Genomic DNA, 13506 nt, shown 5'->3' on the forward strand with positions numbered 1-13506 from the left:
AACGTGAGAACAACCAGCAGCTTTACCATTCATTAACCCTACCAGAGAGATAACGAAGCTCACGGCGAGGAAGACCATGGTCTCCCGCCCCGCGCATTCAACCCGCCGGCCCAGCCGGCGTCACATCGGAGCCCGTCGACCATGCCTGCCGTCCTTTCCTGGCGCAGACTGCCGATCGCCATGCTGCTGGCCGCCGCCGCTTTCGCGACGTCGTGCACGTCCTACAGACCGGCGCCGAAATCCTTCAACGAGGCGACGATCCAACCCTATCGCATCGATAGCGGCGACCGGTTGCGCATCACCGTGTTCGACCAGCGCGACCTGACCAACACCTATTCGGTGGACCAGGCCGGCTATATCTCCTTCCCGCTGGTCGGCTCGGTGCCGGCGCGCGGACGGACGCTTCAGGAACTCGAGGGCCAGCTGGCCGCCAAGCTCCGTCAGGGCTTCCTGCGCAATCCCGACGTGTCCATCGAGGTCGATCGCTACAGATCGATCTTCGTCATGGGCGAAGTCGGGCAGCCGGGCCAGTTTTCCTATGTCCCGGGCATGACCGTGCAGAACGCCATCGCAGTCGCCGGCGGCTTCTCGCCGCGCGCCAACCAGAGCAATGCCGACATCACCCGCAAGATCAACGGCGAAGTCCATACCGGCCGCGTGTCCATCTCGGACCCGGTGATGGCTGGAGATACGATTTACGTCCGCGAACGTCTGTTCTAGGCTCGCGGCCGATGGAGGACCGACCGCTCAGGATCTTGCACTGCTTCCGCTCGCCCATCGGCGGGATCTTCCGGCATGTGCGCGACCTCGCCAAGGAACAGGCCGCCGCCGGCTGCGAAGTCGGCGTCATCTGCGACAGCTCGACGGGCGGCGAGCACGAGGAGAAGCTGTTTCAATCCATCATGCCCTATCTCGCGCTCGGGCTGACCCGAATGCCGATCGACCGTTCGGTCTCGCCGCGCGACATTCCGGCATTCTGGAGAAGTTACAAACAGATCAGGAGCTTGCGGCCGGACATATTGCATGGACACGGCGCCAAGGGCGGCGCGATGGCCAGGCTTGCCGGCACAGCCTTGCGGGTGAACAGGTATCGCGTATCCCGCCTTTATTCGCCGCATGGCGGCAGCATGCATTTCGACCCGACGCGCCTGTCCGGCTGGCTGGTGTTTCGCCTGGAGCGAATTCAGGAATGGGCCACCGACGCGATCGTATTCGTCTGCGAATTCGAACGCGACGCCTATGCTTCCAAAGTCGGCGCGCCGACCGTCAGGAGCGAAGTCATCTACAACGGCGTCGGCGAGAGTGATTTCGAGCCGAGCCTGCCCAATCCCGACGCCGCCGATTTCCTCTATGTCGGCATGCTCCGCGATCTCAAAGGTCCCGATGTGTTCATCGACGCTTTCGCGCGCGCCGAACGCATTCTGCGCCGACCGCTCAGCGCCATGATGATCGGCGATGGACCGCAGCGCGACGACTACCTGACCATGATGACGGTGCGTGGTCTCGGCCAGCGCATCAGGATGGCTCCGGCGATGAACATCCGCGAGGCGTTCAAACTCGGCAAGACCGTGGTCGTGCCGTCACGCGCCGAGGCGATGCCCTATATCGTTCTCGAAACGCTCGCGGCCCGCAAGCCGCTGATCGCCAGCGACGTCGGCGGAATCGCCGAAGTTCTGGGCCGGGGAAGCAAGGCGATGGCGGCCCCGGGGAACGCGCCGGCCCTGGCCGAAATCATGGCCGAGAGCATATCCGATCCGGAATGGGCCAAGCGCAACATGCCGCAGCCCGAACATTTTCACGAGGTGTTCTCCTCGCAAACCATGGCGGCTCGAATCACCAACCTCTACAAGGAGTTGGCAGATTTCGCTCGTGTCGAGAGTCGTTAACCACGTCCCGATGCGACACGCTCGGCCCCCGCTGCGTAAGCGTTTCTTAGTGGCTTGTCCCTATGCTCGGACGAACCCGAAGCATGACCGAGACACGCCATGACCCAACCCGACAAGCAATCGGAAATCGATATCGAGGCCTTGAGACGACAGGTCTCGGAAGGCTCGATCGACGCTGCGGCCGCCGGTGACGCCCGGGCGGAACTCAACGACTTCGCAAAACGCGTGGCCGCTCAATATCGCGACGACAAATATTCGCCGTCGATCATGCGCGGCATGTTTCGGCTGCTGGACTTCCTGATGCTGGCGCTCGCCGGCGGCATCGCCAATTTCGGTCTCCGGGACGGAGGCGCGGCGCTGGCGCAATCGGGCATGACATCTCTGGCCGCAGGCTTCGCCGTTCTGTCGATGCAGGCCCTCGACGCTTACGTCATTCAAAATCTCCGTACGCCGGGCCGGATGGCGTGGCGCAACGCCGCCGGCTGGCTGATCGGTTTCACCGCGACGCTCGGCATCGATGAACTCGTGCTGGGCGATCTCGGCCTGGGCGCGATCGTGCTCTGGTTCGGACTGGGCCTCGCCTATCTCGCCGCCGCGCGCATCTCGCTCGCCATGCTGCTGCGCCACTGGTTGCGCAACGGCATTCTCGAGCGCCGCGCCGTCGTCGTCTGCGGCGGCAAACCGGCTCAGGATCTGATCCGCTCGCTGGAAAGCCAGGCCGACAACGACATCCGCATTCTCGGCATTTTCGACGACCGTCTCGACCATCGCTCGCCCGAGCTGATTGCCGGTTACCCCAAGCTCGGCACGGTGGCGGAGCTGGTGGAATTCACCCGGCTCGCTCGCGTGGACATGCTGATCATCTCGCTGCCGCTCACCGCCGAGCAGCGCATTCTGCAATTGCTGCGCAAGCTCTGGATCCTGCCGGTCGACATCCGCATCGCCGCTCATTCCAGCAAGCTGCGGTTCCGTCCGCGCGCCTATTCGCATATCGGCCGCATGGCGATGCTCGACGTGTTCGACAAGCCGATCCGCGATTGGGACTCGGTCGCCAAGCGCGCTTTCGACCTGACCTTCGCCACATTGGCCATCGCATGTCTCTGGCCTGTGATGATCGGCGCAGCGATCGCGGTGAAGGCGACCTCGAAAGGACCGGTGTTCTTCAAGCAGAAGCGCCATGGCTTCAACAACGAGGTCATCGACGTCTTCAAGTTTCGCTCGATGTACACCGACCTGGGCGACCAGACCGCGACCAAAGCCGTGACCAAGGGCGACCCCCGCGTGACCCCGGTTGGCCGCTTCCTGCGCAAATCCTCGATCGACGAGTTGCCGCAGCTGTTCAACGTGCTCAAGGGCGATCTGTCGCTTGTCGGTCCGCGTCCGCATGCGGTCGCCGCCCGCACCCATGACCGCATCTACAACCAGATCGTCGAAGGCTATTTCGGCCGCCATCGCGTCAAGCCCGGCGTCACCGGCTGGGCGCAGATCAACGGCTGGCGCGGCGAGATCGACAGCGACGAAAAGATCAAGTTCCGCACCGCCTACGATCTCTACTATATCGAGAACTGGTCGCTGCTTCTCGACCTGAAGATCTTGTTCCTCACGCCCTTCCGGCTGCTCAACACGGAAAACGCCTATTGACCGCCCTCGCCGCCCATCCCGACGCATTTCGCCCCGGCCGCGCCACTGCGCGGCTGGTCGGCTCGGGCTTGGTCGCGGTGGGCGTCTTCCTCTCCGGCTTCGTCATCAACGAGCCTGCGCCGTATGAAGTGTTCATGGCGGGTCTCATCGGCCTCTGGTTCATCCTCGGGCTGAAGATCTCGCGCACCACCGGCGTGCTGTTGATCTTCATGCTGCTCTATATGGTCGGCGGCATGCTGTCGCTGACGCAGATGTCCAAGGGCGTTTTGGACGGCGCGATCTATCTCGCCGTGACTTTCTTCCTCGCGCTGAGCTCGGTGTTCTTCTGCGCCATCATCGAGGATGACCATCGCCGGTTGACGCTGATCTTCGACGCCTGGACGGCGGCGGCGGTGATCACCGCGCTGCTCGGCATACTCGGCTATTTCAACGCCTTTCCCGGCTCGCATGTGTTCACGCTGTATGACCGCGCCAAAGGCGCGTTTCAGGATCCGAACGTGTTCGGACCCTACCTGGTCTGCCCGGCGCTCTACCTGATCCACGGCATCCTGACGGGCAAGCTCAAGCATCTGCCGCTGCGGGGCGGTTGTCTGGCTATCCTCACCTTCGGCGTGTTCCTGTCCTTCTCCCGCGCCGCCTGGGCCATGTTCATGTTCTCGGCCATGATGATGGTGGCGATCATGTTCATCAAGGAACGCTCCGGCGCCTTCAGGTTGAAGGTGCTGATCATCGTGCTGGCCGGCGCAGCCCTCGGCGTGGTCGCCATCATCGTGGCGCTGCAGATCCCGCAGATTTCGGACCTGCTGACCCAGCGCACCAAGCTGGTGCAGGATTACGACGGCGAACGGCTCGGACGCTTCGCCCGCCACCAGCTCGGTTTCCTCTCGGCCATGAGCCAGCCGCTCGGCATCGGCCCGATGGTGTTCTCCACCATCTATCCCGAAGACGAGCATAACATCTGGCTGAAATCGCTGACCACCTATGGCTGGCTCGGACTGCTGACCTATCTCGGACTCGTCTGGTCGTCGATCTGGTTCGGCTTCAAATACATGTTCCGCAACAGACCGTGGCAGCCCTTCCTGGTCGCCGCCTGGATCGTGCTCTGCGCCCATGAACTGATCGGCAACGTCATCGACACCGATCATTGGCGACATCACTTCATGCTGTTCGGCATCGTCTGGGGCTGCGCGGCGCTCGAGCATCGGCATCAGAAACAATTGGCGCGCGGCGCCGTCGGGCGGGCGTGATGTCGAGCCAACAGTCTCTGCGTATTCTCCAGGTGCTGGAACCCAGCGGCGGCGGCTCGGGCCGGCACTTCAACGATCTCTGCGGCGCATTGTCGAGGCGCGGCCATGAAGTGACGGCGATCTATTCGCCGATGCGCGCAGAGGAACGCTTCGTCGACGAGCTGACGAGTCTCGGCCTCGCCGGCGTCCATGCGGTCCCGATGACGCGCAGCCCCTCGCCTTCCGATGTCGGCGCATGGATCAAGATCCGCAACATCGTCGCTGCGCATGGCCCGTTCGACATCATTCACGGCCATTCGTCCAAAGCGGGCGCTCTCACCCGCCTCCGAGCGCCGGGGGCCCATGCGCCGCGGGTCTATACCCCACACGCTTTCCGCACGATGGACCCGACCCTCGGCGCCAGGGGACGGCAGATCTTCGGCGGCATCGAGAGCCTGTTCGGACGCTATTTCACCGATGCGCTGATCTGCGTCTCGGAAGACGAATTGGTCCACGCCTATCACGATCTCGGCATTCCCCGGGACATCCTGCGCCTGGTCGTGAATGGGGCCGATGCGCCCCCGAGCGGTCGGCGCGCGGAAATCCGGGCGCGCTGCGGCCTGCGTGACGATGCCCTCGTCATAGGCTTCGTCGGGCGGCTCTGCGAGCAGAAGGCCCCGGAACGGCTGATCCGCGCCTTAGGCCGGCTCGCCAAATCCACGCCTGACGCGCATCTGCTGATGATCGGCTCCGGCCCGCTGGAGGACATGGTCAGGACGGAGATCGCCCGGAGCGGCGCGGCCGACCGGATCCGGCTCGTCTCGGACATTGCAGGGCCGGAAGCGATGCAGGCCTTCGATCTCATGGCGATGCCGAGCCGCTATGAAGCGATGTCCTATGTGATGCTCGAAGCCGAAGCCGCCGGTCTGCCGATGGTCCTTACCCGTGTCGGCGGTTCGAGCACCGTCGTCGACGACGGCGACAACGGGCTCCTTGTCGCCAATGAAGACGACCCCTCCGCATTGGCGGCCACACTCGAGGCCGCCCTGGCGCCAGACAGGCTGGACCGCCTGCGGCGCGCCGCCGCAGACAGGCGCGGACGCCATTCCCTCGCTCACATGGCCACGGAGACGGAAGCCGTCTATCGGAGCCTTGTGCGGCGCTGAGCGCGCGGCCCTGCCTATACGCTTCTGTCGAGACGCCGGGCGTCGCGAAGACTTCACCACGTCGTCCGGATCATGGTCATAGGGCGGAAAAGTCGACGAACGCGTTTCCACGATCCATCACGCTTCTGGATAAAAATACGCAAGGACAAGCGATCGAAGAGCGGCGGCTACTATCCGTGAAAACCATCGGAGACGCCGGTCATCCGAGAAGAAAACGTCGGAGTGGCGGGATTCGAACCCACACACCCCTTGACCCCCAGTCAAGTGCGCTACCAGGCTGCGCTACACTCCGTACGACGTTTTCGAACTGCCAGAGAGACAGTTTCCAGACCTTTCGCAACACATTTTCCCGGCTATGCCGGGACCGCGCTTGCGGCGCCGCGTTGCGTTCAGACCTCGCCCTAAGGCTTGGGTTCGTTAGACTTTCCCCGCGGCAGAAGCAAGCATAAAATGTTCGCTGCGCGCGCTTTTCCGTCGACACGCTCCCTCCCGCGGCAGTTTTCCACGACGCGGTCCGCACAGGCGAGAGACCGCGGCAGGCGCGTTGCAAACTGACAAAACATCTTTAAGGTGCCGCCGAACGGTTTTACGCCAATGGCAGGGCGTGCGGGGACGGACACGCGATGACGGACGGTTCAAAATGGCGGACGCTGCCTGCATCGCTCGCGGCGCTGCGGTGGAGCAGTTTGCTGTTGCCGATTCTGATCGGCGCCCTCTGGGCTCTGTTCAGCTATCAGGCGATCGAACGTCAAGCGATCGCCAACGCCCGGTCCAAGGCCGATCTCATCCACCAATTCGTGGACCGGCTGGCGCTCACGCACACGTTGGTTCACCAGGCAACCCGGCAGCGCGCCCATGGCGAGAACCCCAACTTCCTGCATTCGGAAGCATTCCATCTCTTTCTCCAAGGCATGGAAAAGTCGCAGAAGAGCAGCTTGGGTCTGTTGATCGTCGGCTTTGACGGCGTGGTCATGGCCTCCAGCCGTTCCTATCCGGTGAAAGCCAGGCTCGGACAGCGCGACTATATCGACGCGATCCGGCGGGGCGAGCGGATTTTCGTGGACCGCATCATGCTCAAGCCGGGAAAGAGCGATGCGATGGTGTTCGCGCAGCCCTTTTCGGTCGACGGGTTTTCAGGCGTGATCGTCTCGGCGGTCGCCGTCGATGCGCTTCGCAGCTATCTCCAGGCTATTGTGGAAAACAACGGCAACGCCGCGTCGCTGATGCGTCTGGACGGAAAACTGCTGGTCCGCAACTTTGTCAGCCCGCCCTCGATGCTGCCCGCCGACTCCGGCGCCATGGTGGCGCTGAGGGAGGGCGCAGACGTCATCCGCACCGTCGCGAAGATAGACAATATCGAACGTATTTACGCCATGTCGATGCTCTCCGATCTGTCTCTCATGGTCAATTACGGCGTCACGACGCGCTCCATATTCATCGAATGGGCCACACAGATCGCTCCGATTCTCGGGACGCTGCTCGCCTCGGGCGCGATCGGGTTTGTTCTGGTTGGCAAGGTCAGGAGCGATCTTGCCGCCCAGAGCTCCCGCCGCGAAGCGGAGGAATCGCAAAGGCGGCGCCAGGATGCGGAAAAACTCGCTGCCGAGCGCCAACGGTTGATGCAGGAACTCAATCACCGGGTAAAGAACAACCTGGCGCTGGTGGAAGCGATGATCGGAATGCAGATGCGACGTGAAAGCGCCATCAACGGCGCGGAACTCCGCGCGCGTGTTCATGCAATCTCGAGGAGGTTCGACCTCCTCTATCGCGCCGGCGGAGATTCCCAGGTCAACCTCGTCTGTCTGATTGACCAGATCAGTCATAGCCCGGCGATCATCCCGCTGGAGAACGACATCGTCCTGAAATTCGAGCACAACGGCCCCATTCTGCTCAGGGCCGACCAGGCGACGCCGCTGGCGCTCATCGTCACCGAGCTTCTCACCAATGCAGTGAAACACGCCTTCAGCAGTGATTCGGATCGCAAGATCGACATCGAACTTCGAAGAGCTGGGCCGGAAATCACACTGTCGGTGCGAGACAACGGCGTCGGCTTGCCGGAGCACACCAAACGGAGTTCGGGGCTGGCGATGGTGCGGGCCTTCTCTCAACAGATCGGCGGCTCCATCGATATTATGCGCGAGCCAGGCAGAGGCGCGCATTTCATCATTCGCTTCTCGAGCGACGAACCGTCGCCTCAGTAATAGATCGGCGAGACCGGCGTTTCGTCATCTTTTTCCGGAGCCGAAAGGCGGTCCAGAAACCTCAGCCAGAGGGTTCGGTCGCCAGCGCGACGCGCCGTCGCCTGGGGCAAGGCGTAGACCGGTCCAGTGGACGGCCACGAGTCGCGTTCGCGAAGCGGCGAGCGGATGGAAGCGCTGAGTTGCATGGAAACCTCCTTTGCTACGCAGCATCAACGCCGCGGTCGAAGTGAGGTTCCTTTTCGTTAACGAATTAGCGCACCTGATCGAGCAGACGCTTGCATTCGAGCAGGTCGAACAGCGCCTCCTGAAGCAGCGCCCGGTCTTCCTTGCCCATCGCGCCGCCGCCGCCGAACGCCGGCTCGTCGTCGCCGCCGCCGATGAGTCCGAAAAAGCGCCTGTTGGCGGGCGGCTTGGGGCGGCCGACCAACTGGTCGTCGTCAGAAAGGATGCCCTTGGGCAACGCATGGGAAACAACTGATGGCGAAATGGACATCGGCGGCGGAGGCGGCGCGTCATCCGGCTCGTCCCGGCTCTGTGCGGCGAGCGCCTCCATCGTGGCGAGATCGCCGGACGCGGCCGCCGCGACGAACTTGTTGCCATTCGTCTTCAGGAGTTTCTGCACGCCCTTGATCGTATAGCCGTGATCGTAGAGCAGATGGCGGATTCCTTCAGCAGCTCGACGTCGTCGGGGCGATAATAGCGGCGGCCGCCGCCGCGCTTGAGCGGCTTGATCTGCGGAAAGCGCGTTTCCCAAAAACGCAGCACATGCTGCGGCAGGTCTAGGTCTTCGGCGACTTCGCTGATGGTGCGAAACGCGTCCGGACTTTTTCCATGTTTCAAAAAACTCCGCTGTCGCCGACGGCTTCTCGCTTCTCGAAGCGCGATAGGCCTGCGTCAGGCCTTCTGTTCGGCCGCCTTGGCCTCGGCGGGCTTGGCCTTGGCCTTGCGCGCCAGATGGCTCTTGAGAATGCGGTTCTTCAGCACGTTGGAGGCCTTGAAGGTCATCACGCGACGCGGCGAGATCGGCACTTCCTCACCCGTCTTGGGATTGCGGCCGATGCGCTCGTTCTTGCTGCGCACCTGGAAGGTGGCGAAGGAGGAAAGCTTGACGCTCTCGCCGCGCACGATGGCGTTGCAGATCTCGTCGATCACCGTCTCGACCAGTTGCGCGGACTCCGTCCTCGACAACCCAACCTTGCGAAAGACCGATTCCGCCAGATCCGCTCTCGTCACAGTCTTGCCGCTCATGGTCCCCCGCTTGATCTATCAACTAAGTGAAAATCATAGCGGAGACTATTGTTGTTGTCGGGCGGGGTCAAGCGCCCGACCGGGCATCAAAGCGGGATTTTCCTTGCTTTACCAGCGCAGTAGCACCGAGCCCCAGGTAAATCCGCCGCCCATGGCTTCCAGAAGCACGAGATCGCCCTTCTTGATGCGGCCGTCGCCTGCCGCAGCGGCAAGCGCGAGCGGAATCGACGCCGCCGAGGTGTTGCCGTGCTGGTCGACGGTCACGACCACTTTTTCCATCGGAATCCCGAGTTTTTCGCCGAGCCTTCGATGATGCGGACATTGGCCTGATGCGGCACCAGCCAGTCGATCGATTCGAGGGGCAGTTGCACGGCTTTGAACGCATCGACGATCACGTCGGTGATCATGCCCACCGCATGCTTGAAGACTTCGCGGCCCTCCATGCGCAGATGACCGACGGTGCCCGTCGAGGACGGGCCGCCGTCGACATAGAGCTTGTCCTTGTGGGAACCGTCCGAGCGCAGATGCGCCGTCAGCACGCCGCGGTCGTTGCTCGCGCCCTCGCCTTCGCCGGCTTCCAGCACCAGCGCGCCGGCGCCGTCGCCGAACAGCACACAGGTGGTCCGGTCGTTCCAGTCGAGGATGCGAGAAAAGGTTTCGGCGCCGATCACCAGCACGCGCCTCGCCAGGCCGCCGCGGATATAGGCGTCGGCGGTGGTGACGGCATAGACGAAGCCGGTGCAGACCGCCTGCATGTCGAAGGCGGCGCCATGCTTCATGCCGAGGCGGTTCTGAATGTTGACCGCAGTAGCGGGGAAGGTATTGTCGGGCGTCGACGTCGCCACGATGATCAGGTCTATGTCGTCGGGCGTCAGTCCGGCATTGTCGAGCGCCGCCCGCGCCGCGGCTCCCCGAGCGACGCGGAGGTCTCGCCCTCGCCGGCGATGTAGCGCTGTCGGATGCCGGTTCGCTGCACGATCCATTCGTCGGTGGTGTCCACCATGGATTCCATTTCGCGATTGGTGACGACGCGTTTCGGCAGAGCGGAGCCGAACCCGCGCACAATCGATCGGATCATTTTTACAGCATCCCGTTGGCGTTTTCGTCCTGAGGGTCCGAGGGCGGGACCCGTAAGGTATGGTATTTCCTCAAGTCTGCGTCGATTTTCTGCAGCAGACCGTTGCGGACCATGTCATATCCGACCTTGATGGCAGCCGCATAGCCCTCGCCATCGGTTCCGCCATGACTTTTTATGACAATGCCGTTCAATCCGAGAAAGACGCCGCCATTGACTTTTCGCGGGTCCATCTTCTCGCGCAGCACGTCGAAGGCGCTCTTGGCGAGGAGATAGCCGATCTTGGCCATCAGGCTGCGCTTGATGGCGGCTTTCAGAAAATCGGAAATCTGCCGCGCCGTGCCCTCGGCGGCCTTGAGCGCGATATTGCCGGTGAAGCCTTCCGTCACCACGACGTCGACGGTGCCGCGGCCGATGTCGTCGCCTTCGACGAAGCCATGATAGTCGATCGTATCGAGATTGACCTCGCGAAGCAGGCGTCCGGCTTCCTTGACTTCTTCCTGGCCCTTGATTTCTTCCACGCCGACATTGAGAAGGCCGACGGTGGGCCTGCGCACTTCGAACAGCGCACGCGCCATGGCGCCGCCCATCAGCGAGAAATCGAGCAGTTGCTGGCTGTCGGCCCCGATCGTCGCGCCGATGTCGAGCACGATGCTCTCGCCGCGCGTCGTGGGCCAGATGCCGGCGATGGCCGGACGCTCGACATTCGCCATGGTGCGCAGGCAGAATTTCGACATCGCCATCAGCGCGCCGGTATTGCCCGCAGACACCGCGACATCGGCTTCGCCGAGCTTCACCGCCTCGATCGCCCGCCACATCGACGACGCGTACCGGCCGCGACGCAGGGCCTGGCTCGGCTTTTCGTCCATGCGGATCGCCACATCGCAATGGTGGAAGACGGAGCGATCCCTGAGCTTCGGGTATTTCGCCATGATCGGCTGGCAGACATCCTCTTGACCATAGATGATGAACTGGATGTCCGGCTGCCGCAGAAGAGCGATGGATGCACCTTCGAGGCAGACTTCAGGGCCGAAATCGCCCCCATGGCGTCGATGGAAATTCTGATCACGTCGTTTCTGATCCCTATTAGCCCAAGGCCTGGGCCTCGGCCATTGCGGCCAAAATAATGCTTTCGGCCCCACTTACAACCCCCATGACGATCCCTTCGGATCTCGTCGCAACCGGGATCGCCGCGTGGCCTCGCCGCTTATTTGTCGAGCTTCATGGATTTGAGCACCGCGAACGGAGAAGGTTTCTTGTCCTCTGCGGCGGTGGATTCGATCCGGTCGGAAAAAGCCGCTCCCGGCTTGCGCGGATAGGGGTCGAGTCCCATCGCGGCGAGTTCGGCCACAAGCGCGCCGATGTCGATCGCATCGCCGGAAAAGGTTTCCGGTAGATCCGGACCGTCGGGATCGACGATCAGTTCGCCTTCGTCATTGGCGGGCATGCGCGCGAGCGCGGAGCCTTCCGGAACGAAAATCTGGTCGATCTCCTCGGCGAAGTCGCTCTCGACCGGCTCGAGAGTGACGACGCAGGACTGGGTCACCCGACCGCGCAATTCGCCGAAGATTTTGACGCCGTCCTTCTTCCATCGGCGCAGCTTCAGATCGGCGCTCAGCGCATCGACAGACAGCACCCCCACAGCGCCGCGAGCGCCGTGAGTTCGCGGGCGTCGGCCTCGACATGCACCTCGATGGGATTGTGCGACACATGGCCGACCTTCACCTTGTAAGAAAAGGGCGCGTCGTTGGGTGATTTGCTCATACTGCGTCTCCAGCCGCCGACGGGATCCGAGCCTCGCCGCGCAGCACTGTTTCGGCCGGCGCGGTTTTGAGATCGCGCTCGGCGGCGATCATATAATCGGCGAGCCAACGCATGGAAAGCGCCGTATCGGTGGATTCAGGGTGTAAATTCCGTTTGAGCGCCGCTTCCAGCGTCGAGGCATCCTTTGCGTCGAGCGCCGCACCATAGGAATCGAGCCTGCCGTAAAACATCTGGGCGAGCTTTTTCAGCCGTTTCGGCACGCCGTGATCGCCGACGCCGAGCTCGCGCATCGAGTGATCGAGATCCTCGAAGAAGGCGTCCGCCACATATTGGGCGATGTCCTTGGCTTTGCCGCCGATCTCGGCGGTGCGACGGAAATAAAGAATCATCAGCAGCGAAATCACTTCGAAACGGCCGATCACCGTATCCGGCGCATTGCCTTGAAGATAGAAGTCCGGCCTGCGGCCGGCGTCGGTCAGCAGGGCGTATTGCCGGAAGGCCGCGTCGCGCTCTGGGTTATTTTTGCGAAACAGGCTGAAGATCATCAATTTGCCCTGATTTGGCTTTGTGAAATCGGATGCGAGGGACAGACGCCATGTTGCATCCTGCTGAAAGCTGGTTTACCGAAGCAGGCATGAAATGCAATGGCGTTGGCTTATGTGGCGACCGGATCGGCGCTTCGCCAGATGTCGAAGCTGAATGTCGCGAATGCCCGCCCTCGGGTCATGAGCTTGGGAGATGTCGTTGAAAATGCAGATTCAGCAAGGCCGGGCGGGGAAGACGGCGAGCGTGGTCCTTGCGGTATTGATGACGACCGTGGCGCTGTCGGGCTGCCAGACCAGCGAAATCATCAAGAACGGCTATGTCGTCGACGAGCAGACGCTGGCGCTGGCTCCGGTCGGCTCGAGCCGCGAGCAGGTGTTGCTGTCGCTCGGAACGCCTTCGGCGACCGCGACCTTCGACACCGAAGTGTTCTACTATATCTCGCAAGAACGCACCCGCGCCGCCGCCTTCATGAAGCCTAAGCTGGTCAACCAGTCGATCATGGCCGTCTATTTCGACAAGGAAGGCGTCGTCTCGCGCATCGCCCATTACAAGCTGCAGGACGGCCGCGTCTTCGACATGATCTCGCGCACCACGCCGACCGGCGGCACCGAAATGACCTTCCTGATGCGCCTGCTGCGCGGCGGCATCAACCCTGGCCAGCAGGTCCAGCAGATGCTGGGCGGCGGCACGAACACGCAGGGCAACCCCTACTAAGAATTGTTCGGAACTCCGAAACGACAGAAGCCGCGCAGG

The 13506-nt window shown here is 62.6% G+C and carries 10 protein-coding genes, 1 tRNA gene and 5 pseudogenes; 7 read left to right on the forward strand and 9 right to left on the reverse strand.

Features of this window, described 5'->3' with window-relative positions:
* The first annotated feature begins 180 nt into the window (after positions 1 to 180).
* The 5 genes from H2O14_RS04050 to H2O14_RS04070 all read left to right on the forward strand — a co-directional run bounded on the left by H2O14_RS04050 (position 181) and on the right by H2O14_RS04070 (position 5919).
* Positions 181 to 720, forward strand: a complete 540-nt coding sequence (locus H2O14_RS04050) for a polysaccharide biosynthesis/export family protein (protein ID WP_246697517.1) — start codon at positions 181 to 183, stop codon at positions 718 to 720.
* Between the two features lie 11 nt (positions 721 to 731).
* Complete coding sequence (locus H2O14_RS04055) at positions 732 to 1886, forward strand: glycosyltransferase family 4 protein (RefSeq protein WP_182826619.1); 1155 nt, start codon at positions 732 to 734, stop codon at positions 1884 to 1886.
* 99 nt (positions 1887 to 1985) lie between these two features.
* A complete protein-coding gene (locus H2O14_RS04060) occupies positions 1986 to 3527 on the forward strand; it encodes an undecaprenyl-phosphate glucose phosphotransferase (protein ID WP_182826620.1) in 1542 nt (513 codons plus the stop codon).
* Complete coding sequence (locus H2O14_RS04065; protein WP_182826621.1) at positions 3524 to 4774, forward strand: O-antigen ligase; 1251 nt, start codon at positions 3524 to 3526, stop codon at positions 4772 to 4774. Before H2O14_RS04060 ends, H2O14_RS04065 begins: the two co-directional genes overlap by 4 nt.
* On the forward strand, positions 4774 to 5919 hold the full coding sequence (locus H2O14_RS04070; RefSeq protein WP_182826622.1) for a glycosyltransferase family 4 protein: 1146 nt from the start codon (positions 4774 to 4776) through the stop codon (positions 5917 to 5919). Before H2O14_RS04065 ends, H2O14_RS04070 begins: the two co-directional genes overlap by 1 nt.
* Positions 5920 to 6136: 217 nt before the next feature.
* Here H2O14_RS04070 and H2O14_RS04075 read toward each other — a convergent pair.
* Positions 6137 to 6211: transfer RNA gene (locus H2O14_RS04075), tRNA-Pro, on the reverse strand.
* Between the two features lie 331 nt (positions 6212 to 6542).
* Here H2O14_RS04075 and H2O14_RS04080 point away from each other — a divergent pair.
* Complete coding sequence (locus H2O14_RS04080) at positions 6543 to 8120, forward strand: sensor histidine kinase (protein ID WP_182826623.1); 1578 nt, start codon at positions 6543 to 6545, stop codon at positions 8118 to 8120.
* On the opposite strand, the gene H2O14_RS04085 is transcribed toward H2O14_RS04080, so the two are convergent.
* The 8 genes and pseudogenes from H2O14_RS04085 to H2O14_RS04115 all read right to left on the reverse strand — a co-directional run bounded on the left by H2O14_RS04085 (position 8114) and on the right by H2O14_RS04115 (position 12752).
* Positions 8114 to 8305: a hypothetical protein gene (locus tag H2O14_RS04085; RefSeq protein ID WP_182826624.1), complete on the reverse strand. Its 192-nt coding sequence runs from the start codon at positions 8303 to 8305 to the stop codon at positions 8114 to 8116. The genes H2O14_RS04080 and H2O14_RS04085 overlap by 7 nt on opposite strands.
* Positions 8306 to 8370: 65 nt before the next feature.
* A pseudogene (locus H2O14_RS29245) lies at positions 8371 to 8559 on the reverse strand (MerR family transcriptional regulator); the annotation flags it as partial.
* A 92-nt stretch (positions 8560 to 8651) separates the two neighbouring features.
* Positions 8652 to 8960: pseudogene (locus H2O14_RS29250) on the reverse strand (MerR family transcriptional regulator); the annotation flags it as partial.
* 54 nt (positions 8961 to 9014) lie between these two features.
* Positions 9015 to 9368, reverse strand: coding sequence for an integration host factor subunit alpha (locus tag H2O14_RS04095; RefSeq protein ID WP_182826625.1), 354 nt, complete (start codon positions 9366 to 9368; stop codon positions 9015 to 9017).
* Between the two features lie 108 nt (positions 9369 to 9476).
* A pseudogene (locus H2O14_RS04100) lies at positions 9477 to 10446 on the reverse strand (beta-ketoacyl-ACP synthase III).
* A 2-nt stretch (positions 10447 to 10448) separates the two neighbouring features.
* A pseudogene (plsX, locus tag H2O14_RS04105) lies at positions 10449 to 11512 on the reverse strand (phosphate acyltransferase PlsX).
* 138 nt (positions 11513 to 11650) lie between these two features.
* A pseudogene (locus H2O14_RS04110) lies at positions 11651 to 12207 on the reverse strand (YceD family protein).
* Positions 12204 to 12752: a ubiquinol-cytochrome C chaperone family protein gene (locus H2O14_RS04115; RefSeq protein ID WP_182826626.1), complete on the reverse strand. Its 549-nt coding sequence runs from the start codon at positions 12750 to 12752 to the stop codon at positions 12204 to 12206. Before H2O14_RS04115 ends, H2O14_RS04110 begins: the two are co-directional and overlap by 4 nt.
* Before the next feature lie 193 nt (positions 12753 to 12945).
* Here H2O14_RS04115 and H2O14_RS04120 point away from each other — a divergent pair, with 193 nt between their 5' ends.
* The gene (locus H2O14_RS04120) at positions 12946 to 13467 is read left to right on the forward strand and encodes an outer membrane protein assembly factor BamE (RefSeq protein ID WP_182826627.1); all 522 of its coding nucleotides are present in this window, start codon (positions 12946 to 12948) and stop codon (positions 13465 to 13467) included.
* Positions 13468 to 13506 lie beyond the last annotated feature (39 nt).

It is taken from the genome of Rhizobium sp. G21, from assembly GCF_014158035.1.
Classification (GTDB): Bacteria; Pseudomonadota; Alphaproteobacteria; order Rhizobiales; family Rhizobiaceae; genus Rhizobium_E.